We start from the raw sequence: 23,677 nt of genomic DNA, 5'->3' as shown, positions 1-23,677 counted from the left end.
CGTGAGGAATGTCCGGGCGCTGCGCACGGCAGCGGTCTTCACCGCGGTCATTAAACCTCACCCCCCTTCTCATCCAGGAATCCGACACCAAACGATCAGAACCCTAGCACGCCACCAGCGCGCCTGTGACGGTAGCCGTCCATGACGTGCGTCCCGGCGGAACTCGTACGCCTTCGCGAGGTATCCCACTGCCGGTCCGCGGACCAGATGCTCGTAGGTGTAGTGGCCGAACAGCTGGTCATGTCGATGCAGACGCGGGTGTGGCCGGTGCGCTGGGCGGTCGTCGCGAGGTTGTGTTGATTATGGAGCCGGGGACATCGTAACCCCCGTCCTTTACAAAGTAGATTTATTGATGTGACCAGACGTCTCAACCCCTCGGCCCCGGGTGCGCCGACGTCAGGTCACACGTCAGCGGCGGTGGCTCGCGGGACCCTCGCCGTCGCGGCTCTCCTGTGGTTCTGGGGGTCCGGCTGCGCTCTCGGCTCCCGTCCGGCCACAGCGCCGGAGCCAGCGGTCCGGCAGGACGGTTCCCGACCGCCTCCCGTCGAGGGGCGGGGAGGCCATGCGCTCGGAGATGAACACGAACTCACGGCCTGGACGATCAGGGGCTTCCCGCACGTCCAGCACTCGGTGGCCATGGGCGAGCAGATCAGATTCCACCTCGTCGCGGCTGCGGAACCGGAGGGTCGAGTCGGAGGTGACGACCGCGCCGTCCGACAGGAACCGGTAGGTGCAGCGGAACGAGACGAACGGGAGGCTGACGTCGGTGACCTCACGACGCTGCTCGACCGGCCCGCTCCCCGGGACGTCGAGGATGACCCGAGAACGGCACCTCGGTGCGGGAGGCCCGGAGCGATCGCGCTTCCGGGCGCCGGGATGGAGTTCCGTAGCCTTGGGTGGTGCGATTCGAGGTGCTGGGGCCGCTGGCCGTGTGGACCGACCGGGGCGAGCCGGTCACGATCCGCGGGCGCATGGTGCGGGTTCTGCTCGCCGACCTGCTGGTTCACGAAAGGCGGGCGGTGTCGGTGGACCGGCTGGTCGACGACCTGTGGGGTGAGAAACCCCCGGTCGACCCCATGGCGGCGCTGCACGTGCGGGTCTCGCAGTTGCGCCGCGCCCTGGCCGCCGTCGAGCCGGGCGGCCGGGAGTTGGTGGTGTCCCAGGCGCCGGGGTACGCGCTTCGGGCCGCGCCCGGTGCCGTGGACGCGGAGAGGTTCGAGACCCTGACCGGGCAGGCTCGGGCGGCAGGCGACCCGCGGGCCAGGACCGGGCTGCTCGCCGACGCGCTCGCCCTGTGGCGGGGCCCGGCCCTGGCCGACTTCGCCGACGAGGGGTTCGCCCGGACGACCGTGGCCAGGTGGGAGGAGCAGCGGCTGGCCGCCACCGAGGCGTACGCCGAGGCCCGGCTGGAGCTCGGCGGCCATCAGGAGCTGGTCGGCGAGCTGGGCGAGCTCGTCGCGAGGCATCCCTACCGCGAGCGGCTGCGCGCGGCCCACATGCGGGCCCTCTACCGGGCCGGCCGGGCGAGTGAGGCGCTCGAAAGCTTTCGGGAGCTGCGGTGCCGGCTGGCCGAGGAACTGGGCCTGGACCCGGGCCCGGAGCTGGCCGCGCTGCACCGGGCCATCCTGGCCGGCGACCCGTCCGAGGACGCGCCGTCTGCGCGGCCGGTCCGGCCCACCGGCAACCTGCCGGCGCCGGTGACCGAGCTGATCGGGCGGGAGCATGCCGTCCAGCGGGTGCGCGAACTGCTGGCGACCGGCCGGCTGGTCACCGTCACAGGGCCGGGCGGGGTGGGCAAGACCAGCGTGGCCCTGGCGGTGGCCCGCACCCTGGCGAACGCCCACGCGGACGGCGCGTGGCTGGTCGACCTGACAGCCTGGGACGGGTCCGGCGACCTCGCCGAGCTGGTCCTGTCCGTGCTGTCCATCCCGGATCCGCCGGGCGACGCCAGGCCCGCGACCGAGCGGCTGGCCGCCGTGCTGCGCGAGCGGCGAACCCTGCTGGTGCTGGACAACTGCGAACACGTGGTGGAGCCGGCGGCCGCGCTGGCCGGGGCGCTGCTGCCGGCGGCGTCCGGCCTGCGGGTCCTGGCCACCAGCCGTGAGCCGCTGCGGCTGCGCGGCGAGGCCCGCTGGGAGCTGCCGCCGCTGGACGTCCCCGACACCGACGACCCGGTCCGGCTGGCCGGCTCCCCCGCCGTCCGGCTGTTCCTGACCCGCGCCGGGCTGGAGCCGGCGCCGGAGACCGCCGCCAGGGTCGCCGAGGTGTGCCGGCGGCTGGACGGCCTCCCGTTGGCGCTGGAGCTGGCCGCCACCCGGGTGCCCGCGCTGGGGGTGTCCGAGCTGGCGGCCCGGCTGCGGGTGCCCCGCGACCGGTTCGGGCTTCTGGGCTCTGGCCCGCGGGACGCGCCCGTCCGGCAGCGCACGCTCGCCGCGGTGATCGACTGGAGCTGGCAGCTACTGGACGCGGCGGAGCGGGCGGTGTTGTGCCGGCTGGCCGTACACGCCGGCGGCTGCACCCTCGACTCGGTCGAGGCGCTGTGCGGCGACCTTTTCGAGGGGCGCTTCGAGGGCGATGCCGGGGCCGCGCACACCGGCTACGCGGCCGAGGACGTGCGTGCCCGCCGCGAGGACGGGGCGGGGGTCGCCAGGCGGGGGGACGACGCCGTGGAGGTGCTGGCCGGGCTGGTGGACCGTTCGCTGGTGATGCGCGGTGACGGATCCCGGTTCCGGCTGCTGGAGTCGGTCTCCGCGTACTGCCTGGACCGGCTGCGCCACACCGGAGAGGAGGCGGCGCTGCGGCGCCGGCACGCCGACCACTACCTGGCCCTGGCCGAACGGGGCGAGCGGCTGCTGCGCGGTCCCGGCCAGCGGGAATGGCTGCGCCGGCTGGACGCCGAGGCCGCGAACCTGCGTACGGCCCTGGACACGTTCCGGCGTGAGGGCGCGGCCGAGCAGGCACTGCGGCTCACCGGGGCGCTGGCGTGGTACTGGCTGATGCGCGGCCGGCTCGCCGAGGCCCGGCGGGCCCTGTCGGCGGCACTGGCGGTGCCGGGCGAGGCGCCCGCCGCGGTCCGTGCCGCGGCCGAGGCCTGGTGCGCCGCCCTGGAGATCCGGCAGGGGCAGGCCGGCCCCGAGCGGGCGGCGTCGGCGCTGCACGGGTTCGAGAAGGCGGCGGACCCGCTCGGGCGGGCCCGAGCCGCCTGGGTCCTGGCCACGGCGGTCATCGACTTCGGCGACGAGAAGGTCACCGGCGCGCTGCTGGAGCCCGCGCTCGACACGTTCCGGGCCGCGGGCGACCGGTGGGGCGAGGCGGCGGTGTTGAGCACCCGCGCCATGCTCGCGCACATCCGGCACGACCTGGCCGCCCTGGAGCGTGACGCGCGGCGCAGCGCCGAGCTGTTCGATGAGCTGGGTGACGACTGGGGCGTGCTCCAGGCCACCGACTGGCTGATCGCCCTCGCCGACCTGACCGGCGACCAGGCGGAGGCGGCCAGGCTCAGCAAGGACGGGCTGCGGATCGCCGAGGACCTGGGACTGTGGCCCGACGTGGCCGGCCGACTGGCCTGGCTGGCGTGGATCTGCGTGCAGGACGGCGACTACGCGAGCGCGATGGAGCACGCCGAGCGGGCCCGGCGGCTGTCCGCCGAGCAGGGACAGCGTGTCGGGGAGGTGTTCGCGGCCATCAGCCTGGCGTTCGCGGCCCGCCGGTCCGGCCGGTCGGAGGCGGCCGAGGAGCACCTGCGGTGGCTGCTGGCGTCGGCCCGCGAGCAGCAGAGCGGCGGCGGCCACCCGCCGTACCTGCCGATGATCCTGGTCGAGCTCGGACTGCTGGCCGGGCAGCGGGGCGACCCGGCCACGGCGCTGGCCCGGCACCGGGAGGGTTTCGACGTGTCCCGGGAGCTGGGCTCGCCGCCCGGCGTGGCCTGGGCGCTGGCGGGCATGGCCGACGCGCTGGTGCGGGGCGGGCGGCCCGCGCTGGCCGCCGAACTGCTCGGCGCGGCCGCCGGCGCCCGGCGCCGGGCCGGTCAGGCACTGTCCGCTTCGGACCGCGCCGAGCTGGAGCGGATCACGGCCGCCGTGGAGGGCGCCGCTCCCGGCTGTGCCGCGCTGTTGGCGCGGGGCGCCGAGCTGACGCCCGAGCAGGCTCGGTCCCTGGTGGACGGTGACCCCGGCTGACGCGCTCGCGGCCTACTTGGGCACGTAGACGTGGACGACGATCCCGGAGCCGAAGCGTTCGACGTCGGCCAGCTTCAGGTGGGTGGTGTCGAACCCGGCGCCCTCGAACAGGTGCTTGCCCGCCCCGACGATGACCGGGAAGTACCAGAAGTGGAACTCGTCGACCAGGCCGTGTTCCACCAGGGTGCGGTCCAGCTCTCCGGTGCCCCACTTCAGGATGTCCGGGCCCGGCTGCTCCTTCAACTTCGCGACCTCCTCGGCCACGTCACCCCGCAGGATGGTGGCGTTCCAGGTGGCCTCGGTCAGGGTCCGCGACGCGACGTACTTGGGGAGGCTGTTCATGCGGTCGGCGTCAGGTCCGGTCCGCTCCGACCAGGACTGCGCGAACCCCTCGTACGTCACCCGCCCCAACAGCATGGCGCCGGCCGAGCTCATCAGCTTCCCGGCGTAGGCGGCGTGGTCCTCGTCCCAGTACGGCTGGCCCCAGCGGTGCGGCTCCGCCCGGGGCGCCGTGGACGGGCGGGTGTCGTCGATGACGCCGTCCAATGACACGAATGTCGACTCGATGAGCTTGCGCATCGTCCTGCTCCTTTGATCTGTGTGTTTCCCGATGACCACAAGCCTGCCGGTCGCCCCTTACCGTCTCCTTACCGTCCGCTCCCCCGGATCTCCGTGGGACGGACGAGGGCGGCCGTTTCAGGGTGCGCAGGCGGGCCGGTAGGGCTCGCCGGGCGCGTAGCGCTCCCAGTCCTGGATGGACAGCGGCGGCGCCGCGTCGCCACGTCCCACAGCGGCGCGGTCCCGTCGTGGCCGCCCGTGGCCAGTATCCGCCCGTCCGGGCTGAACGCCACGTTCGGCGGGGTGTCGCTGGGCTGTCCCGGCAGAGGGGCCCCAGGGCCTTGCGGCCGGCTCCTTTCGGGGTGCTCCCAGATCGTCAGCATGGTCTGGGAGACCAGCGTGAGCACTCCGGCGCCGTAGCGGTGCGCCGCGGAGTCCGGCTCGGCTCAGTTGCTCGGCGGTGGCGGCCTGGTCCACGAGTCGGTAGGTACGGGAGCGGCCGATCCCGAACTCCGTTCGCGCGTAGGCCTCCAGCTGGGCTCCCTGTCGAGTTCAGCGTGTTGAAGTGGGGCGTGCGGGCCTTGGTGCCGGGCGGTCGGCGGTTCTCGAGGACCTGGCAGGCCGCCCACGGAGTACGGCGGTCTGCCAGGTCCTGCCTGCCCAACTCGGCCGAAGCCGACAGTGGTTGCGGTCAGAGGCCGATGTCGCTCAGCCACTGCCCGGTGGTGCGGGGGGTGACGCCGAGCAGCTTCTGGGCGGAGTTCTCGGGCGCGATCGAGCGGTCCGGGAGCGTGCTCATGGCCGCGTAGGCCCCGGCCACGTCGGCGGCGGGGCCTTCGCCGATCACGGGCGCCACGGAGGTGCGGAACTGCTCGGGGGTGATCTGCTCGAAGACCACGTTCTTGCCGAAGTGGGCGCCGAACGCCTCGGCCAGGTCCGGTCCGGTGATCGCCGGGTACTGGCCGACGGAGACCACGCCGGTGACGTCCGTGCGGTCGAACAGGGCGACGACGGCGTCGGCGATGTCCAGGTGCGACGCCCACGAGACGGGGAGGTCGGCGCGGATCGGGTAGGGCAGCACGCCCCGTTCGCGGACCGTGTCGATGACGTACGGCATGAGCAGGTTCTCCAGGTACAGCTCGGGCGCGATCACCGCGTGGGACACCCCGCTGTCCGCCAGGCCTCTGACCAGCGACGAGACCGCGTCGTCGCCGGCGGGGTCGATCGGGTAACCGCTGGTGGAGAACACCACGCGGGCCTGGCGGGCCGCGCGGACGGCGGCGACGATGTTGCGCGCGTAGGTCTGGCGGTCTTCTTCGGAGACCACCGGCAGATGGACGAACACCCCGTCGGCGCTCCGGTACGCCTCGGTCAGTTCCTCCGTGGAGGAGTATCCGGCGGCCAGCACTCGCGCGCCGTCCACGACGGCGTCCGGGTTGCGGGTCAGAGCGGTCACGGACTTGCCCGCGGCGGCGAGAGCGGCGACGACGGGGGCACCCTGGGCGCCGGTGGCGCCGTGAATCACGTAGGTCATGACCTCATTAGTGCATACGATGCACCAGTTACATTAACTGCACTAATGGGGTACGGTCAAAAGTGTGACCGATCCCTGTCTTCCCGAGTGCGGTGTCGCCCGATTCCTCACCCTGCTCAACGGCCCGTGGGCCACCCTGATCGTGCGCGAACTGCTGCATGGCCCCCACCGCTTCACCGAACTGCGCGACGCACTGCCCGGCATCAGCCCCCACACCCTGACCAGCAGGCTGCGCCAGTTCGAGCGGCACGGCATCGTGACGCGCACCACCTACGCGGAGATCCCGCCCCGCGTCGAATACGAACTCACCCCTCTCGGCGAGGGGCTGCGCGACGTCCTGGAGGCCATGGGGACCTGGGCCATGGCGGTGCCGAATCCCGAGGCCGACGCCACCGTCTGACGTACACCCCCGCCCGGCGGTGCGGACGCGGTCACGCCGAGGACGCCGGCCTCTGCCGCAGGGCGTCGTCGCCTGGCTTGTCATCACCAGCGAGGGCGAGCAGGTCGCCCATTGCCGTCATCTTGCCGCGTCCGCTGACCGGCTCGCGGCGGCTCAGCGAGAACTGTCTCACCAGAAACACGGCTCCCACCAAGCCGGTCGCCCGTGTCGCGGCCCTGCACGCGAAGGTGCGCAGGCAGCGCCACCGGCACCATGCTGCCCGGCCAAAGGAGGACCGGCCGGCCGCCTGGCGAGCCCGGGCAGCGGTGGAGGCACCTTTCCACCGGCACATCGAGCGAGGGTCCATGGTCGTGCACCCCGGACCCGAGACCGGCCTCGCGATCACCGGCCACACCCGGCCTCACACCGAAAGCCTCAGGAAGCGTCGCGATACAGGTCTCGTCTCTCAGCCAACTGCTCGAGGCCGGCCGACCGGTAGGTGGCGACGGCGCCGACGTTGGAGCTCGGGCAGCACACGACCACGCTGGACGAACCCAACTCCTGGAGTGTGCGCGCCGCGGCGACCGTGATCGCTCGGCCGTAACCGTGACCACGGTGTGCCCGGTGCACCCCCATCGGCTCGATCAGCCCCAGCTTGCCCTCACCCGCCGACCACACCGTCACGGCCGCGACCGCCTCGCCCTGCTCACTGCGAACGACCAGGCACCGCGCGTCGACATACGGCGCACCTGCCGCCATCGCGTGCCAGCGCTCGTCGGTGAACGTCGACCCGTCGAACGACGCCCGCAGGACCGCGGCCCACTCGTGCACCTGTGGCGGCCCGATCATCTCGACGCGAACGCCGGGATCCGGCACAGGCGCGCCGAGGTCACGCCGAAGTGGTGTCCACCGCTCGCCACTCTCCCAGCCGTCCTCGAACAACAGGTCCTGGACCAGCGCGCCCATCGGCGCCTCGACGTGCACCTTGCCCTCGAGCAGCACACCACGCTCAGGCGCCGACACGTCCTCGACCACCTGCCGCGCGAGCTCCTCGTCCCGCAACGCCTCCGGCGCGAACGCCAACCGCAGCAACTCCGCACCGTCCAGCAGCCCGACCGCCAGAACCTCCCCAGCCCGACTCCAGGTCCGCGTAGCCTCCGCCGTCCGCTCCGCACCGAACCGCCAGAACCACCCCACATCCCCCGGGTGCAGCTGCACGGGCCATCCGTCGTGCTGCCACTCCCCCAGCACCCGCACCACGTCACCGAGCCCGTCGGCCCCCGGCCTACCCATCTCGATCGCCATCCCTCGATCACACACCACCCCCCGACCCTCCGCACCCGAATTTCCCTCCGGCAGTCAGGGATCGGCGTCGTCGTGATCATGTACGCACCCGGCCACTGACCTGCCCGAACACGCTCGTCTGCGGCTGGTGACACGCCAAGACCGCTGTCCATGACGGCGATGACCACTGATGAGGCGCGCCGGATCTGCACGAGCCGGGGGCTCAGCCCACTTCTCGTGAACCCGGCCGGCCGGTGAACGTCACCGCGCCGGCGATCTGCGTCGTCAGGGAGGTCAGGGATCGCGGCGTGGCACCCAGGATCCGCTCGAGGGCTTCGAGGTAGGCCTGGACGAGGACTTCACGGCGGTCCTCGGAGGAGCTGTCCACCGGTCCGGTGAAGGCGTCGATCAAGGCGTCTCCGAGGTGCAGCCCCATCCCGGCGATGATCGTGGCCGCCTCCTCCGGGTACGTCGCGTCGAACACCCCTTCCGCTCTGCCCTGGCGGATGATCACGGCGATCAACGGGGCCAGAGTCCGCACCGACACGTCGCTGATCCGCTGCTTGAGCACCGTGTTGTTCTCGTGCCGCCAGATCCGCGCGATCGCCGCCAGTTCCATGTCGTGAGCGGCCTTCCAGGCGACCGCGGAGGCGAGGTAGGTCCGCAGTTTGGTCACCGCATCGAGCGACGGATCCGACACGACACCCTGGATCACGCCGAACGCATCGGCCGTCATCATCTCCACGATGCCGTCGAGCAGCGCCCGCTTCGAGTCGAAGTAGTGATAGAAGGCGCCCTTGGAGATGCCGAGCGCGGTCAGCACATCGGAGATCGTCATCTCCTGATAGCCCTTGTCCTGGATCAGCTCAAAGACGGCAGCAAGGATTTGGGCCCGCCGGGCGGCGTACTCCTCCGGGTTGACTCGTCGCGCCATCGCTCCCCTTTCGCAGGGTCCCAGCCAACCATCCTGGGCCACTACTCGCGATCTGGAGGTCGGTTGACGCTCCTGGGAGAGAAGCGTACCGTTTTCATAAACCGACCAGCGGTTTATGAATCGAGGAGTGTATCCATGTCCGAGATCGGCATCGACCCCCACCTGCGCACTCGAGCGTTCGCGCGGGTGCTCGGGCCCTACATAGCGATCTTCACCACGGTCCTCGCGATCCGGCTGCCCGACATGACCGCACTGATCGGCGACCTGTTCGCCGATGCGGCCAACGTGTGGATCCTCGGCGCCGTGATGCTCGCCGGAGGGTTGGTCATCATCGGCGGGCACCGGAACTGGCGTGGGCCCGCCGCGGTCACGGTGTCCCTGTTCGGCTGGTTCGTGGCGCTGCGCGGTCTGGGACTGATCGCCACCACGTCAGTGGTGCAGGACACCGTCGATGCCGTGACTCTGGAGTCGGGCCCGCTCGCCGCGGCCAGAGGCTTCTTCGGGCTGTTGGCGCTGGTGGGCCTGTGGCTCACCTATGTCGGATGGTTCAGCAGGTCGCGTCCCCGGAGCGGCGGAACACGCCCGAGCAAGTAGGTGGAGCGGGCCGCGCGGATCAAGGCCGCCGGGCAGGTGGAGCTGACGCCGCCCGGCGGCCTCGGCGGTGTTCAGAGCTGAGGGGCGGGCTGCCTGGTCAGGACGGTGCCCTGGGCGACCGCGCACAGCGTGCCCGCCGCATCCTCGCCGGTGTCCTGGTCGCCGATCGTGAGCACGTCGCACCGGCAGACGGCCTGGCGGCGCCCGCTGTGGATGACGAAGGCCCGCGCCAGCAGCGTCCGGCCCCGCGCGGGCCGCAGGTAGTCGATTGACAGGCCACTGGTGAGCACGGCCGGACCGAGGACGCTGCCGGCGGCGAAGGTGATCGCGTTGTCCGCCGCGTAACAGAGCACGCCGCCGTGCACGAAGCCGTCGTGCTGGAGCAGCTCGTCGCGAACGGGGATCTCCAGGGTGGCCGTGCCGGTCTCGAACACGGCCAGGCGCGCGCCGATCACACGGCTGTACGGCTGGGCGGCCAGCACGCTCTCGGCCAGGGGAAAGTCGATGATCATGGGCTTCTCGCAGGGTGTCGTCGGGATGATGTCAGCCGGACAGGCGGGCGGGGTCGGCGAAGACCACGAGCAGGGGGATCATGACGGCCGCGAACGCGACGGTCAGCCCGATGACCAGGCGCCAGTGCCGCCCGCCGGTGAGCGTGTTCAGCGCCCAGGGGCCGGCGATCCAGAACAGCTGGGCGGTGTAGAGGCCGGGGAAGTACGCGCCGAGCATGATCGACCAGGTGGTGTGCGCGATCGCGTTGCCGATGCAGCCGTACATGAGGAAGAACAGCGCGGGCGTCAGCAGGAAGCCCAGCCGCTTGGTGAACGCGATCGCGGCGGCGGCGGGGAAGATCGCATAGGCACTCAGGTTGAAGGCGACGAACAGGTTCACGTCGTAGGGCCGACCGCCGTACAGGAGCGCGAAGTCGGTCGGGAACCCGGTGATGAACTCCTCCGCGAAGTGCACGAACTGCACCGACAGCGCCAGCACATAGACCGGGAGGAACGTCGCCGTGCCCGGCATCTCGTAGCGGCCGCGGTAGAACTGGATCAGGATCAGCCAGGCGAACAAGGCGCCGGGCAGGAACGTGACGAGCAGGGAGGCGCCCGAGCTGAGCCAGGTGAAGGTGGCTGCCAGGACAACGGCCAGCACAGTGGCGATGGCGACGTCGTGGCGGTTGAGCTTCCAGGGGGTAAGGGGTGGGACGGCGGCGAGGGTCATGTCCGGGGCCTTTCCGGGGTGGTGCAGGTGAGGTAGAACGCCACGTGGTCGTCCGCCCAGCGGCGGCAGGTGGCGAGTTCGGCGTCGGTGGCGTCGGCGTGCAGGAACAGGAAGCGGGGCACCTGCAGCGGGCCGAACAGCTCCCACACGAGCTGGCGCGGGGTGACGTCGGTGCGGATGAGGCCACGCTCCTGCCAGTGGGCGAACAGGCCGGCGACGTGCCCGAGCGTGGCCTCGATGCCGTCGTAGACGCGGCCCATCCCGTTGGGGCCGGCTCCCTCACGCAGGAGGAAGCTGCCGAACAGCCTCGCCCGGGGGGTGGACCACTGCTGCAGTGCCCGGTGGACCAGCTCGGGCACGACCTCGGCCGGGCTCCGCTCGGCGACCTCACGGGGGTCGAGGCCGAGTTGCTGCCAGGACGGCGGGCCCCCTTCGGCGAACAGGGCGTCGTAGATCGCCTGCTTGCTGGGGAAGTGGGCGTAGATGGCCGTGTCGCGGACGCCGACTTCGGCGGCGATCTGCCGCACGGTGGTGGCCGCGAACCCTTGCCGGGCGAAGAGCGCGAGCGCGGCGTTGAGCAGGGCCTCCCTGGTGTCGCGGCCTTCACTGCCGGGTGGCCGCCCGCGCCGTCGAGGAGCTGATGGTGATGCCATGCCACCAATAATAAATGAGCGCTAATTAAGTTTTTGAAGCGACCCCTCCCGAAGGGCCCTGCTGCCGGGTTGACGTCTCGGCGGACCAGGAGGTGAGGATGCGCAGCGCGTCACGGGCCGGGGTGCCGGCCGGGGCGGTGGGCAACCAGGAGCCGGTCGGGGGCGTCGCCGGGCCGCATCGCCTGCCAGTCCAGCTCCAGATCTCGGACAGCTCGCCGACGAGCGCGGCCAGGCGCCGATCGTCGGGCGAGTGCACGGCGTCCATCCACAGCCGGGCCACCGCCTCCGCGGCCACGACCGGCCAGTCGGGGTAGAGCGCGCACGCGCGGGTCGAGGAGCGTGATCCTGAGGCCGACGACGAGGATTGAGGGGGGTTGAGAACCTCCCGGGCTCGCGCGGCCCACCGTCCTTGAAACCAGGCCCGGCGAGTGTGGGGCGTTTTGGGCGTCACCCCTTCCTGCTCCTTCTTCCTGGTCAGCCTGTCTCGATGTGGAGGAAGGGGCGCCGCTGGCTGTAGAGATAAGCCCGGTGCTCGGATCCGTACCAGGCTCATCGGGCCTGCGGTAACGATTGAGGTACCGCGGCCCCGCCCGTACGCAGGAAGAGATCCAATTGGGAGATGAGAGCCAGGCAACCGCGACTACCGACCCGGCAGGTCATTGCGGTGGCGACCACAGCCAGGGCACGTCGCATGGCCAGAGCCGCAGAAGCGGCTCCTCCACCTGCCCCGCCCCCGCCGGGGCACTGGGCGCAGCGGTGGGTACGCCGATTACTGTGGCTCATCCCCCTGCTGGTGGGAATCGCCGGGGCCACTGTCGCGGCGACCGACGAGAGCATCCCCGACTGGGGACGCTGGACGCTGGCCGGTACCGCCTTGGCCGGTGCCGCCGTCCTCGGCATCGCCGTACTCGTCGGCCCGGCCGCGCGCCGCCTGGCAGGCGAACGCCACCCGCTCACCCAGGCCGAGCTCGGGCAGATGACCGCCGCTGAACGCGTGGAGGCCGTCAACGCCGCCCGCCACACCCTGATCCAGGCCGCGACGGGGCTGGTCGTCATCGGCGGTGTCGTCTTCACGGCGCAGGGCTTGTGGTACACGGCGCAGTCCCTCGACGCCTCCCGGCAGGCCCAGCGGACCTCTGAGCAGGGGCAGATCGCCGACCGGTACACCAAGGCCGTGGAACAACTCGGCGCCACGAAAATGAACGTCCGTCTGGGCGGCATATACGCCTTGGAACGGCTCGCGCAAGATTCCCCGCGCGATCATCAAACCGTTTACGACGTGCTGGCCGCGTTCGTTCGCGAGCACGATCGGAAACCCATTGACGAAAAAACGCAATCGTCCTTTGATCCCGCCGCTGACGCGCAAGCCGCATTGACCGTCATCGGCCGTCGAAACGGCACCCGAGATGTGAGTGCACTCGACCTGTCCCGTAGCCTCCTTCATGGCGCGGAACTGGACCGCGCGAACCTTCGCGGCGTAAACCTGTTCAACGCGGACCTGGGCAGCGCGGACCTGAACGGCGCGGACCTGACCAACGCGAACGTGAACGGCACGAACCTGGAGGGTGCGTTCCTGGTCGGCGCGAACTTGACCCGCGCAATGCTGCACGGGAACCTGAAGGGCACACACCTGGACGAAGCGAACCTGACCAAAGCGGACCTGACGTCGGTCTACATGCCCGAAGCATACCTGACCGGCGCAAACCTGACCGGCGCGAACCTGATGGACGCTAACCTGACCGACACGGACCTGACCGGCGCGAATCTGACCGACGCGAACCTGACCGGCACGAACCTGTACGGCGCGAATCTGAGGTCCGTACGGGGAATCACAGAAAGCGAAATCAGGAAAGTGGCCCACGTTGATACGACCACGAAATTCTGATCGCATCTGGGCACCCAAGGCTTGATCGACATGCCAGCGATGCAGCATCGTACGTGGATCTCCTAGTCGGTCGGCCGGTCCTTCAAGCCCCCACTCAGGTCCGTGCCTCCAGCCCCAAAGCAACTCTCAGCAATCACGTTGACGGAATGAGCCTTTTTCATCCTGAGTAGCGGCCTTCTTCCATGAGTTGCAGCACAAGGATCGCCTGCACGCGCTGAGTGCCCGGTAGTCGAGCGTCTTGCCCGCCAGGGTGAGCCAGAGCGTGTTCTCCGGGGGCGCGAGGTTGGGCAGGGTGACGCCCTCATGTCAGTCCTTTTCCTGTGGCGAGTTGTCCAGCGCGGCCCTGGCTGCCTTCAGCGCGGCGTCGCCGGCGTACAGCCCGTGGGTGTAGCGCTCCAGCGTGGGCAGCGCGAGGCGGCACAGCACGTCGGAGCCGAACCGCTCGTGGCCCAGCGCCCGCGCCAGGGCTGGCGGCATGGTCAGCGTGGCCACGCTGTTGAGCACGCTCAGCACCGCCAGCGCCCGCACGTCCGAGGGCGGGCGCATCATGCCGTCAGCCTCCGGGTTGGAGAGCGGGCGTCGTTGGCCCGCTGAACCAAGATGCGCAGGACGTGGTCGTCGCAGACGCTTCGGAGTTGGTCCTTGCTGCCGAAGTGGTGGATGACCAGGCCGGCGCTCACTCCCGCGGTCGCTGCGATGGCGCGCAGGTTGGTCTTCTGGAAGCCGTCCCGGGCGAAGTGCGCGATGGCCGCGTTGCGGATCTTGGCCTGGGCCGTCGAGTCCGACAACGCCGAACAGTCGCAAGGAACGGATGTTGCCGTGGCCTTGATCACAGTCTTGACTCAACCGACCGTCACCCTCTATGGATGTAGAGTGTGTGCCTGCTACAAATGTAGAGGAGTTTGAGATGGGCAGCATGGAACGCGGCACCAGCATGAGCCCGCGCACCACGATCGTGGTGGGGGCGGTATCGGCGGCATGGCCGCCGACATCTGGCGCAACTGGACCTTCAAGGCACCCGTCATTGCAGTTCTTGATCACCTACGACCACTGATCAATTCGGAATCACTCGTCAGGAGAGAGGAAGGCTGGAATGGACTGGTCGCTGAACGCACTTGTGCCGGTCTTCGACCGCCGTACGCAGTGCAGTCGCAAGGTCGCCGCCACCCCTGCCGCGGTCTGGAAGGCCACCATGACTGCCACCACCCAGGACCTGGTGATCTTCAAGCCGCTGATGACCCTGAGACACGGCAGGAACCCCGGGATGTCGGGCCGCCTGCTGGACGGTGCGGTGCCCATCCCCTTGCTGGCTGTGGTGGACGGCCAGGAGGTCGTGTTCGGCGTGATCGGCAAGTTTTGGAGGCGCAACTCGCCCGATGCCCTTCCGGGCAGGCCGGACCCGCGGAGGTTTCTGAACTTCGACGAACCGGACTGGGTGAAAGCCGCGATGTCCATCCGGATCGCCGCGGAGGGCGCGGGCACCCGGTTGTCCACCGAGACCCGGGTGTATGCCACCAGCGCAAAAGCACGACGGCTGTTCATGATCTATTGGCCGATGGTGTTCCTTGGCAGCAGGCTGATCCGCCTCGATGTGCTGCGGGCCATCGCCCGGCGCGCCGAGCGCGGCGGTGCGGGAGCACGCCGACCGGCACGGAACGGGCGACCGCCCTCTGTCGCGCCACCTCATGGATCCGCGGCACGCGCGGCCTTGTCACTACACGAGGTGCAGACCAGCGCAGATCGCTCGCCCCAGAAGAAGATCGGAGACAGCACGTGACCGACACCGCCAGCCAGGCGACAACTCCCCCGGCCGAGGCGGAGCACAGACCGCTTGTGCCGTTCTTCGTGCTGGTTTCGGTGTCGGCCATTCCGTTCTGGGTGGCCGCCGCGATGGTGGACATCACCGACCGCACACCGATCGGGCTCCCGCTCAGCGCGCTGATGTTCGCCTGCCCGGTCATCGCCGCCGGAATCCTGACCTACCGCCACGGGGGACGCCCCGAACTCGTCCGGCTACTGAAGCGGGCGGTCGACTATTCAAGCGAGCGCAGAGGCTCGTACGTGTTCGCCATGGTCGCGACGCCCACGATCGCACTGATGTCGTACGGGGTCGCCTGGCTGATGGGCCTTGTCCACTTCTCGGGATGGCCCACGCCGCTCGCGGCGGTCCCGGTTCTCCTTCTGGCGTTCCTGCTGGCTGCTGCGTTCGAGGAACTGGGCTGGACCGGATACGCCACCGACCCGCTGCGGCGCCGGTTCGGAGCGCTGGGCGCAGGCCTCATCCTGGGGGCATTCTGGGGTGCATGGCATCTCCTGCCGCTGATCCAGGCCCACCACGGGCCGCTCTGGATCGTGAGCTGGTTCGTCGGCACCATCGCCTTGCGGACGATCGTGGTGTGGCTGTATTACAAGAGCGGCAAGAGCGTGCTGACGGCTACGTTGATGCACGCCATGGCCAACGTCTGCGCCGCAGCGATACCGGATTACACCATGACCCACAGCCTGCTGATCAGCGGTGTGCTCACCGCGATCGTGGCCTCTGCCGTCACTCTTCGTGCCCAACCGCGCCGCCGCGGATGAACGTCGCAGTTGCGGCACCACCTTCGACCGCATGGTGGGGACTGCCCCCCGGTTCGGTTGGCTCCTGACCTGTGAGGATGCGTTCCTCGCTGGAGGATGCCTGTCATGCCGAAAGCGTTCCCTTCGGAGCGTCGTCGTGATGTGGTCGCGGTCGCCGGCAAGACTGAGGCGCCGACGGCGCACATCGCGAAGGACCTGGTGCAATGCCGCTTCCGGATGAAGGCGTCCCTGGCCGGTGCCGCGCTGCGTAACGCGGCTCCGGCTCCGCTCTCCCGTCAAGACGGTGGTGCACTCGGACCGAGGCGGTTCCGGTTCGGAAGTTCGTCGAAGCGCTGCGCCGCAACGGATTTGGTCGACTCAACGGGCCGAGCCGGCTGGGGCAACGCCGCAGCCGAATCGTTCTTGGCCGCGCTGAAGAACGACATGTACCCCCGGGCAGCCGTTCCCGACCCGGGCGCGGGCCCGATTCGCCGTCGCCGACCACATCGAGGTGTTCTGCGACCCGCAGTGCCTGCACCCGACGCTCGGCTACCGCACCCCCGCCGAGGCCCTGTCCCGGCCACCGACGGCCGCCTCGCGGCGTCGATCAACCCGGAGCACCTGTCCAAGATCCTTGGCACACCCCACGCCGGCGTCAGGACGGCGTGGGCTGCGTCAGGGCGTGCAGGAGGTCGATGAGCGTCTGGCGGAGTTCGCCGGGTGTGAGGGACAGGCCGCCCGTGCCGGCGATATGGCCGAAGATCAGTCCGTCGAGAAGGGCGACGAATACCGGCGCCTGCGCGGCGGGATCGGGCGCACCCGCGGCGACCAGCATCTTCACGGCCAGATCCTGATGGCGTTTCCCCACAGTGACCAGGACGGTCCGCAGCTCAGGCCGCCGGATGGCCTCAAGGGAAAGCTCGTAGCGAGCCAACATGCGTTCGCGCCCGGCGACGATCCATTGCTCGATCAGACCAGCGGCGCTGTCTGCGATCTGAGCGATGTCCGTGGACGCGGTGAGAGCAAGACGTTCGGCATGCTCGAGACCATCGAGTTCGGCCAGTCGCTCGACTGCTGCCTGCAGGAGTGCTTGGCGCGTGCGGAAGTAGTATGAGCACGAGCCCGACGGCACGCCGGCGATCTCGTCAACCGCGCGGTGCGTCAGCCCGCGCATTCCGGCCTGCGCCAGTGTGCTGATCGCCGCGTCGGTCAGTTGCTGCCGTCGAGTCACGGCTTCGGTCACAGTCCCCCCACTCATCGACACTGCCCTCTACAAGTATAGAGTGAGCAGGCACACTGTCCGGGTGTCTCCCTTGATAGTGGCGTCGATGGGCGCGTGGCCATCAGCCGGCGGTCGGCATCGGCGATCACCGCCGGCCGAGGATCGCGGAGATCGCGTCGAACGGCCGGCTCCCGATGTCTACTCCCGCCGGGTGCTCAGTTGGTCGATCGACTCATGGCCCCCCGCGGCGTCGGTCAGCAACGCTCTCGGCATGTCCATCGATCCAACCAGCCCATCTGCTGGTGTCGGCCGGCCGTTCGCTCCGACATGGGGCCGCAGTTCGCCCAGGGGCCTTCACCCCTCGAACCGAGGTGTCAGGCAGCTGTCGACAACGAGGGTTTCGACAACGCGGTGATCGAGGCATTCTGGTTCGGCGACTCAGCCGCGACCTGGACGAGTGTCCAGGTCGCGGCTGGGTCAAGCAGCCTCGCGCGGCACCCCGCAGCCTAGGAGCAGGTGCTGGTGGCCGGCCTTCCGGCTAAGCGGTCGGCGGTCCAGGCGAGGATGTCGGGCATCGCGCCGTCATCGATGCCGGTCACGCCTGGGTAGGTGTCGTGGCCGAGCCCGGGATAGGTCCGATAGTCCACCTGACTGCCGAGTTGGCACAGCGTGGCGGCGACGTGGTCGGTGATCGATCTGGGAATCGCGTGATCGGCGTCGCCCTGCAGCAGCAGCACCGGGCCGCCCACCGGGCGCCGGCCGGTGGTGTTCTCGTCCAGGTACTTGGCGAAGTGCGGCTCGGAGAGGTAGTTCGGGCGGACCAGATCGGTGCCGGACAGGCCACTGTAGACCGACATGACCACCCCCAGGCACCCGGTGCGGGTGAAACTCAGCCGGCTCAGTGCCTTCGGGGAGAGCACCCGGCCCAGATCGATCTGCGGGTCGGTGACTTCGGCACCCTCGGTGATGAGCGGCACGAAGCCACCCATTCCCGGTGTTGCCACAACGGAGGCGACAGCGGCTGGCAGGTCGGCGGCTGGTGAAGTGACTACCGCTCCCAGGTAGCCGGGCTCAGGCGTGTCGGCCTGGCGTTCGGCCACTCCCAGCGCGGCCCCGCCGCCCTGGGAGTGGCCCCACAGCACCCACTGGTCGGACAGGCCCGGGAGTGCCTGACGCGCCGCGCGTGCCGCGTTGATCAGATCGTTGGACTCGGCGGTCTTGTTGAGGAACTCGTCCTGGCCGGTGGTGCCCAATCCTGCGTAGTCGGGCGCGACGACTGCCCAGCCACGTTCCACGAACTGCATCATCTGGTCGCCGTGATACAGGTCGCGCATCAGCGACGGGGCGCAGTTGACGCCGCTGCCGCTGGTGCCGTGGGCGTTGACCACCACCGGCCAGCCACTGGCCGGCGCCGTGCCGGCGGGCACCAACACGACTCCCGAAGCCGCGACGTCCCGCCCAGCGGAGGTGCGCGAGTGGTAGAGGATCCTGGTCGCCGTAACGGGCGCGCCGGCCACCCGGAATTCGCTGGTGTCCTGTTGACGGATCAGCGTGCCGGCCGGCGCCGGTTGCAGGGGGTCGGGCGCATCGTAGAAGTCGGTGCGCGGCAGGGCATTCTGCTGTTGCTGATCCCACTGCCACTGGCACTGCTGGTCGCAGTAGGCCAGGTCGGCCGACGCGGGTGTGGTCGACGCCGCGGCCATCGCTCCCACGGTAAGCAGCACCGCCGCGAGGCGGCTCATGAATTGCATATGCCTACTCCTTGCTTGATGGGTCGGCCACCGAAGCGGCCACGAGCACATCGCTCGGATGTCTTCTGGACGGGGCAGGATTTCGCCGCGTTACCGCTCCCGCGTATGACCTACGCCACGTGCGGGTTCGGGTCGGATGAGCGGCCATTTCGGGGTCCCGGCCGTGATCGGCGTCGGCAGTGACGTTCCGTGGTGGCCGGCGGTTTCAGCTCATGACGCTTCATGCGCCGGGGCAGGCGGCTGCCAGGTCAGCACCGGGCCGAGTGCGTTGAGCATGGATGAGGAGGGAGTGAGGCGGAGCAGCCAGTTGCGCAGGGTGCTGGCGGGGGCCGAACTCCATTGCGCGACGGACCCGATCCGGTGGGAGCGTCCGGCGATCAGCTGGGTACGGGGGCGTCGCTGCTGGTCGTAGGCGGCCAGCGCGGACTCCACGCGGGGTTGGGAAGCCAGCAGCGCGGCCAGGGTGACGGCGTCCTCGAGGGCCTGGATGGCGCCCTGCCCCATGTTGGGCGTCATCGCGTGCGCGGCATCGCCGAGCAGCGCGGTTCTGCCGGCGACGTAAGTGCTGAGCGGCGGCAGTGCGTAGATGTCGTGGCGCATGACCGTGTCCTCGCTGGCGGCCGCCAGGAGGTCGGGGATCGGGGCATGCCAGCTGCTGAAACGCCGCCGCATCTCATCAAGCTCCCGGCCGGGGCTGCGCTGCCCCGGGAGGGTGTTGGCGACGCCGAAGAAGTAGACTCGGCCATCCGGAAGAGGAGCGATTCCCACGCGCTCCCCGCGCCCCCAGGTCTCGCCGCCGGCCGACAGCGGACGGTCCGTGTCGGCGATCAGTCGCCAGGCCGTGTACCCGGCGTAGCGGGGCTCGGCGGCCTGCGGCCACAGTGAGCGCCGCACCGTGCTGTGGATCCCGTCGGCGCCCACCAGCAGATCAGCGCGCGACACCCCGTGGGTGTGCTCGACCTCGACCTGAGATGTGCCACTACCGGCCTGAACAACCTGGGTGACCTCGGTCTCCTTGCGCAGCGAAGCGGCGGGAACGGCTTCGCGAAGGATGTCGAGCAGGTGGGCACGATGGATCATCACGAGCGGACCGTAGCGGCGTCCCAGCTCGTGGGTGTCGGTCTGTGACAGCCAGCGGCCGGACACGTCCCGGATGCCGGTCTTGGTTTCGACCAGGGCATGGGCGCGGACTTGCTCGCCCACGCCCAGCGCGTCCAGCGCGCGCAGGCCGTTGGGCCACAGCGACAGCCCCGCACCCACTTCACCGAACGCGGTGGCGCGTTCCAGTACCTCGACCTGCCAGCCAATCCGGATCAGCGCGACGGCGGCGGCCATGCCGCCGATACCGCCCCCCACCACGATCGCGGTGCGCCGGCTCACGCCGGTGCCGCGTTCCATCCCACCCATCTCAGCCTCCTCTACACTTGTAGCAGACAGCAGACACTCTACATATGTAGTGGGCGATATTCGCGTGAGGGAGTAACTGTGACCGAAATCATGAAGGCCGGCAGCGACTGACGGCCGCGGCGAACAGCCCTCTGCCGCAGCTCATTCCTGCCAGCGATGAGGGCTTCGGCCGAGGCTTGCCGTGTCCGGCGGACGTGGAGCCGCTCGCTGAAGTCCCCGGCGGCACGGGGCCGGCCTGACCCAGTTGCCGCACCACGAGCACATCAACGTGATCGAGGTCGACCGGCCTGACCGCAAGACCCGCCGCTTCCCCGGCGAGTCCGACCCGATCGACGCTGTCCAGGCAGCCGAGACCGCGCTGGCCGGGGACCGGACCGGCACCCCCGAGCAGCGTGACGGCCGGATCGAGGCGCTGCCCCAGCGCGCGCACCGTGGCCAGCTTGCCGATCTCCTCCAACTGCGTTTCCAGCCCCAGCGGGCCCGGGTCGGCCTTCAACTGTGCCGGCAAGCCCCGGCTGACCCAGCAGCTCTTCCATCTGGCCGCACACCATCGACCCGAGCCGGTGCGTGATCCGCACAGCGAAGGCGTCCTCGAACCGGCGCCCCGCCGAGGCGACCACCCGCTCGACCTGGCCGTCACTGAGCGGCTCGATCTTCTCGCTGCGGCAGCGCATCGGCCAGGCGGCCGGAGTCGATCTGCACCGGGCACACCTCGGCGGCCGGCCGGCCCGCCCACCGCTCCTCGTCGTCCTCGCTTGCCGGCCGGGTACCGAAGGGACGGCGAATCTGCGCCCGGTGGTACTCGATCATCCGTGCCAGGCGTACGTGGTGGACGGGGCCGGCTCCACCTTCACCAGCGGGGCGGCATAGCCGACCGCAGCCGGCCGGACCTGTTCGGGGTAGGCGGGAAGCGAGCCTCGATCTCGTAGGACTTCAGCGACGCGAACCCCATCCGGGTCGCGCCGCTCTTGTCGCCTACCAGGTCCCAGTCACCCTCGCCCCGTGTCCAGGCGTCGATCACCTCGTCCGGCTCGCGCCCAGGCCACACCCACGCTTCTTCCCTCGATCGCCGATCCCCGATGAACAGAGATGACGATCAAGACAACGCCGGCCGTGATGGTTACGCACTGACGTTGATATCTCCCGCTGGGCTACTTTGCGGCTCGCCGTAGCGTCGGAAGCACTGGCCTCAGATGGAGGGCTTGCGGAACTGTTCGATCATCGCTGCGTAACTGTCGTTGGCGTGGCCGTCGGCTGCCGCACGTCTGGCCAGATCCAGGAAGAGATTCGGCAACTCGGTGTTGACGCCGAGCGCCACGGTCTCCTGGACCAGGTGCTCCATCCCGCCCATGTGGATGGCGACAGTGGCGTCGGTGGCCGGATACCTGCCCTCGTCGATCTGCTGTGCAAATGCGGAGACGTAGTCGGTCGTCACGTTGATCGCGGTGTTGGCCAGGGTCGCGAAAGTCGTCGCCTTGACGTTCGCGGTGCCCAGCAGTGCGGCACCCTGCATGAAGCCGTTCAGGACACCCCACATGATGCTCAGGATGGACATGTCGTACAGGGCAGACAGGCCGTGGTCCTCATCGAGGTATACGGTTCCGGTCTCGCCGAGTGCCTGAAGGGCGGCCTGGTGCTCCTCGAAGGCGGCCTTGGGGCCGGAGTACAACAGCGTGGCATCGGCGGTGCCGATGGCCTGGGGAAGGGCGAGGATCGCCCCGTCGAGGTATGCGCTGTCGATCTTGGTCGCCCACTCGGCGGTTTCGCGTGCCTGGGTGGAACTGGCCGTGGTCAGGTTGACGAGGGTACGGCCGGCCAGTGAGGCGCCGACCGGGTCCAGCAACTCGTGCACGGCGTCGTAGTCCGAGACGCAGACGACGACGAGTGGGCTTGCCTCGACCGCGCTCCTGATCGAGTCGGCCAAGGTGGCGCCGTCGGCGACGAGAGCGTCGGCCTTGGCCGCCGAGCGGTTCCAGACGGTGGTCGGGTGACCGTTCGCCAGGAAGGCGGCGGCCAACGCCTGGCCCATCAGTCCCAGGCCGACCACGGTGACCGGCGATTGCGAGGCGGAGAGGGTGGACATGTGTGCTCCTGCGTGGCTCATGCGGCGTCCGCCGCGACGGGTGTCGTTGCCGTGGCCAGGGCTTGGGCGTGGTAGCTCGCCGGTCCGGACCCAGTTGGGGGCGCCTCAGGTGAAGAACCCGACGATGCTGCGGATGCGGTCCCCGGCGAACTCGACGACGTCGTAGCCGGTGGCGACCGTGCCGAGTTTCCAGCTGAACAGCGCGCGGTCGTGGTGGGCGCCGACCACGGTGTCGAGGGTGAACCTCAGGTCGCCGAGATTCTCCCGGGCGCGGCCGATGGACTCCGACAGTTCGGCGTGCCCACGCAGGGCCGCGTGGTCGGGGTCGGCGTAGAGCGAGTCCTCGGTGAGGACGGACTTCATCAGTGTCAGCCGGGCGGCGGCGTCTCGCTCGTTCCAGATGTCGAGGTAGGCGAGGATCACATCGGTGGCGCTCACGTGTCGGCTCCTTTCCAAGGGGACGTTCGCCGTGATTGCAGCGCGTTCCCGATGCCGGGCAGCATCAACTACACGGCGTTCAGATATAACACGGGGTAGATTAGCCAAACCCTGTAGACTGTCAAGTGTGAGCGACCAGACGACGAGCCGCCGGGGCCGGCTCCGAGCCCAGACCAGCGCCGAGATCAAGGCGATCGCCATGAAGCTCATGGCCGACGGCGGCCCGGACGCCATCTCGCTGCGCGCGATCGCCCGCGAGATGGGCATGACGGCCGGCGCGATCTACAGTTACTTCGCCACCCGCGATGACCTGATCACGACGCTCATCGGCGACGTCTACACCTCAGCGGTCGACGCCGCCGAGGCCGCCCGCGACGCGGTCCCGGAAACCGATCCAGGCGGCCGGATCCTGGCCTGGGCCCAAGCCATGCGAGAGTGGGCGTTGGCCAACCCCGAAGGCTTCCGGCTGATCTACGGCGACCCCGTGCCCGGCTACCGTCCGCCCGGCGACGGGCCCGGCAGACAGGCCGAGGCGCGCGCCTGCAGCGGACTGATCGGCCTCGTCGCCGCAGCCTGGCCGGCAGTCCAGGCGCGCCGAACCGAGGACCGTGCCTACGCCTGGGCCGACTTCGACCCGGACTTTGTCGCTCATGTCCGGGAGGACTTTCCGGACCTGCCCCCGGCAGGCATCGCGATGACGCTGAGAGTGTGGGGCCGCATGCACGGGCTCATCGCCCTGGAGATCTACGGCCACCTGAGCATCCTGATCCACGACCCGGCCGCTGTCTATCACGACGAGATGCGCGACCTCATCGCCTCTCTCGGCCTCACATCGTGACCGCAGCCTACGACGCAGCCCCACTCCCCCGGTTCGGCGGGGACCACGTGGGCTCGCGGAAGCGAGCCGGGTCGCGATGCCCGCCCAGTCGGGATCACCCATCCCGCCGGCCAGGCGCGCGGCGCGCTCGCGGCGCCTGACCGTCCGGGCCGGGCCCCG

Annotated in this window: 25 protein-coding genes and 1 pseudogene; 7 read left to right on the top strand and 19 right to left on the bottom strand. The window is 69.9% G+C overall.

Features of this window, described 5'->3' with window-relative positions:
* Window positions 1-899: 899 nt before the first annotated feature.
* Window positions 900-4,178 carry an AfsR/SARP family transcriptional regulator gene (locus FHU36_RS45665; protein ID WP_312891668.1) on the top strand — a complete coding sequence of 1,093 codons (3,279 nt, stop codon included), beginning with the start codon at window positions 900-902 and terminating at the stop codon, window positions 4,176-4,178.
* 12 nt (window positions 4,179-4,190) lie between these two features.
* On the opposite strand, the gene FHU36_RS17820 is transcribed toward FHU36_RS45665, so the two are convergent.
* The 3 genes and pseudogenes from FHU36_RS17820 to FHU36_RS17815 form a co-directional block, all read right to left on the bottom strand.
* Entirely contained in the window at window positions 4,191-4,757 is a 567-nt protein-coding gene (locus tag FHU36_RS17820) for a dihydrofolate reductase family protein (protein WP_185085106.1), read from the bottom strand.
* A 233-nt stretch (window positions 4,758-4,990) separates the two neighbouring features.
* A pseudogene (locus FHU36_RS46825) lies at window positions 4,991-5,119 on the bottom strand (hypothetical protein); the annotation flags it as partial.
* Window positions 5,120-5,427: 308 nt separating this feature from the next.
* Window positions 5,428-6,270 (bottom strand): NmrA family NAD(P)-binding protein, encoded by an 843-nt coding sequence (locus FHU36_RS17815; RefSeq protein ID WP_185085105.1) that lies wholly within the window; start codon window positions 6,268-6,270, stop codon window positions 5,428-5,430.
* A 64-nt stretch (window positions 6,271-6,334) separates the two neighbouring features.
* On the opposite strand from FHU36_RS17815, the gene FHU36_RS17810 reads away from it, so the two are divergent.
* Complete coding sequence (locus FHU36_RS17810; RefSeq protein WP_185085104.1) at window positions 6,335-6,670, top strand: winged helix-turn-helix transcriptional regulator; 336 nt, start codon at window positions 6,335-6,337, stop codon at window positions 6,668-6,670.
* Window positions 6,671-7,084: 414 nt separating this feature from the next.
* Here FHU36_RS17810 and FHU36_RS17805 read toward each other — a convergent pair whose 3' ends face one another.
* Window positions 7,085-7,954, bottom strand: coding sequence for a GNAT family N-acetyltransferase (locus tag FHU36_RS17805; RefSeq protein WP_185085103.1), 870 nt, complete (start codon window positions 7,952-7,954; stop codon window positions 7,085-7,087).
* A 202-nt stretch (window positions 7,955-8,156) separates the two neighbouring features.
* The gene (locus FHU36_RS17800) at window positions 8,157-9,029 is read right to left on the bottom strand and encodes a TetR/AcrR family transcriptional regulator (protein ID WP_185085102.1); all 873 of its coding nucleotides are present in this window, start codon (window positions 9,027-9,029) and stop codon (window positions 8,157-8,159) included.
* Between FHU36_RS17800 and FHU36_RS17795 the strand changes: the two genes are divergently transcribed.
* On the top strand, window positions 9,003-9,461 hold the full coding sequence (locus FHU36_RS17795; RefSeq protein WP_185085101.1) for a hypothetical protein: 459 nt from the start codon (window positions 9,003-9,005) through the stop codon (window positions 9,459-9,461). The two genes, FHU36_RS17800 and FHU36_RS17795, sit on opposite strands and share 27 nt — an antisense overlap.
* 71 nt (window positions 9,462-9,532) lie before the next feature.
* Here FHU36_RS17795 and FHU36_RS17790 read toward each other — a convergent pair whose 3' ends face one another.
* Genes FHU36_RS17790 through FHU36_RS17775 form a run of 4 tightly spaced genes read right to left on the bottom strand, consistent with a single transcriptional unit; the run spans window position 9,533 to window position 11,888 of the window.
* Entirely contained in the window at window positions 9,533-9,973 is a 441-nt protein-coding gene (locus FHU36_RS17790) for a PaaI family thioesterase (protein ID WP_185085100.1), read from the bottom strand.
* A gap of 31 nt (window positions 9,974-10,004) precedes the next feature.
* Window positions 10,005-10,682, bottom strand: a complete 678-nt coding sequence (locus tag FHU36_RS17785; RefSeq protein ID WP_185085099.1) for an HXXEE domain-containing protein — start codon at window positions 10,680-10,682, stop codon at window positions 10,005-10,007.
* Window positions 10,679-11,335, bottom strand: coding sequence for a TetR/AcrR family transcriptional regulator (locus tag FHU36_RS17780; RefSeq protein ID WP_185085098.1), 657 nt, complete (start codon window positions 11,333-11,335; stop codon window positions 10,679-10,681). The genes FHU36_RS17785 and FHU36_RS17780 overlap by 4 nt, the downstream gene beginning before the upstream one ends.
* 25 nt (window positions 11,336-11,360) lie before the next feature.
* Window positions 11,361-11,888 (bottom strand): MmyB family transcriptional regulator, encoded by a 528-nt coding sequence (locus FHU36_RS17775; RefSeq protein WP_185085097.1) that lies wholly within the window; start codon window positions 11,886-11,888, stop codon window positions 11,361-11,363.
* 240 nt (window positions 11,889-12,128) lie between these two features.
* On the opposite strand from FHU36_RS17775, the gene FHU36_RS46370 reads away from it, so the two are divergent.
* Window positions 12,129-13,220 carry a pentapeptide repeat-containing protein gene (locus FHU36_RS46370; protein ID WP_185085096.1) on the top strand — a complete coding sequence of 364 codons (1,092 nt, stop codon included), beginning with the start codon at window positions 12,129-12,131 and terminating at the stop codon, window positions 13,218-13,220.
* Window positions 13,221-13,526: 306 nt separating this feature from the next.
* Here FHU36_RS46370 and FHU36_RS17765 read toward each other — a convergent pair whose 3' ends face one another.
* Together FHU36_RS17765 and FHU36_RS17760 are read right to left on the bottom strand one after the other, a co-directional pair.
* Window positions 13,527-13,769, bottom strand: a complete 243-nt coding sequence (locus FHU36_RS17765; RefSeq protein WP_185085095.1) for a hypothetical protein — start codon at window positions 13,767-13,769, stop codon at window positions 13,527-13,529.
* Window positions 13,766-14,008 (bottom strand): TetR/AcrR family transcriptional regulator, encoded by a 243-nt coding sequence (locus FHU36_RS17760; RefSeq protein WP_221496414.1) that lies wholly within the window; start codon window positions 14,006-14,008, stop codon window positions 13,766-13,768. The genes FHU36_RS17765 and FHU36_RS17760 overlap by 4 nt, the downstream gene beginning before the upstream one ends.
* A 305-nt stretch (window positions 14,009-14,313) precedes the next feature.
* On the opposite strand from FHU36_RS17760, the gene FHU36_RS17755 reads away from it, so the two are divergent.
* Complete coding sequence (locus FHU36_RS17755) at window positions 14,314-14,997, top strand: hypothetical protein (protein ID WP_185085094.1); 684 nt, start codon at window positions 14,314-14,316, stop codon at window positions 14,995-14,997.
* Window positions 14,994-15,800: a CPBP family intramembrane glutamic endopeptidase gene (locus FHU36_RS46365; protein ID WP_185085093.1), complete on the top strand. Its 807-nt coding sequence runs from the start codon at window positions 14,994-14,996 to the stop codon at window positions 15,798-15,800. Before FHU36_RS17755 ends, FHU36_RS46365 begins: the two co-directional genes overlap by 4 nt.
* A 634-nt stretch (window positions 15,801-16,434) precedes the next feature.
* On the opposite strand, the gene FHU36_RS17745 is transcribed toward FHU36_RS46365, so the two are convergent.
* The 8 genes from FHU36_RS17745 to FHU36_RS46360 form a co-directional block, all read right to left on the bottom strand.
* Entirely contained in the window at window positions 16,435-17,022 is a 588-nt protein-coding gene (locus tag FHU36_RS17745) for a TetR/AcrR family transcriptional regulator (RefSeq protein WP_185085092.1), read from the bottom strand.
* Between the two features lie 485 nt (window positions 17,023-17,507).
* Window positions 17,508-18,752 carry an alpha/beta fold hydrolase gene (locus FHU36_RS17740; RefSeq protein WP_185085091.1) on the bottom strand — a complete coding sequence of 415 codons (1,245 nt, stop codon included), beginning with the start codon at window positions 18,750-18,752 and terminating at the stop codon, window positions 17,508-17,510.
* 210 nt (window positions 18,753-18,962) lie between these two features.
* Window positions 18,963-20,150, bottom strand: coding sequence for an FAD-dependent monooxygenase (locus FHU36_RS17735; protein WP_185085090.1), 1,188 nt, complete (start codon window positions 20,148-20,150; stop codon window positions 18,963-18,965).
* A 97-nt stretch (window positions 20,151-20,247) separates the two neighbouring features.
* Complete coding sequence (locus tag FHU36_RS17730) at window positions 20,248-20,667, bottom strand: hypothetical protein (protein WP_185085089.1); 420 nt, start codon at window positions 20,665-20,667, stop codon at window positions 20,248-20,250.
* A 128-nt stretch (window positions 20,668-20,795) separates the two neighbouring features.
* Window positions 20,796-20,969, bottom strand: a complete 174-nt coding sequence (locus FHU36_RS17725) for a hypothetical protein (protein WP_185085088.1) — start codon at window positions 20,967-20,969, stop codon at window positions 20,796-20,798.
* Between the two features lie 40 nt (window positions 20,970-21,009).
* Window positions 21,010-21,207, bottom strand: coding sequence for a hypothetical protein (locus FHU36_RS17720; RefSeq protein WP_185085087.1), 198 nt, complete (start codon window positions 21,205-21,207; stop codon window positions 21,010-21,012).
* Between the two features lie 141 nt (window positions 21,208-21,348).
* Entirely contained in the window at window positions 21,349-22,242 is an 894-nt protein-coding gene (locus FHU36_RS17715) for an NAD(P)-dependent oxidoreductase (protein ID WP_185085086.1), read from the bottom strand.
* Window positions 22,243-22,347: 105 nt separating this feature from the next.
* Window positions 22,348-22,680 carry a nuclear transport factor 2 family protein gene (locus tag FHU36_RS46360; protein WP_185085085.1) on the bottom strand — a complete coding sequence of 111 codons (333 nt, stop codon included), beginning with the start codon at window positions 22,678-22,680 and terminating at the stop codon, window positions 22,348-22,350.
* 127 nt (window positions 22,681-22,807) lie between these two features.
* Between FHU36_RS46360 and FHU36_RS17705 the strand changes: the two genes are divergently transcribed.
* Window positions 22,808-23,518, top strand: coding sequence for a TetR/AcrR family transcriptional regulator (locus FHU36_RS17705; protein WP_312891667.1), 711 nt, complete (start codon window positions 22,808-22,810; stop codon window positions 23,516-23,518).
* Window positions 23,519-23,677: the final 159 nt, after the last annotated feature.

The sequence above is a fragment of the Nonomuraea muscovyensis genome, from assembly GCF_014207745.1.
Lineage (GTDB): Bacteria > Actinomycetota > Actinomycetes > Streptosporangiales > Streptosporangiaceae > Nonomuraea > Nonomuraea muscovyensis.
This window is presented reverse-complemented; position numbering and strand designations above follow the sequence as displayed.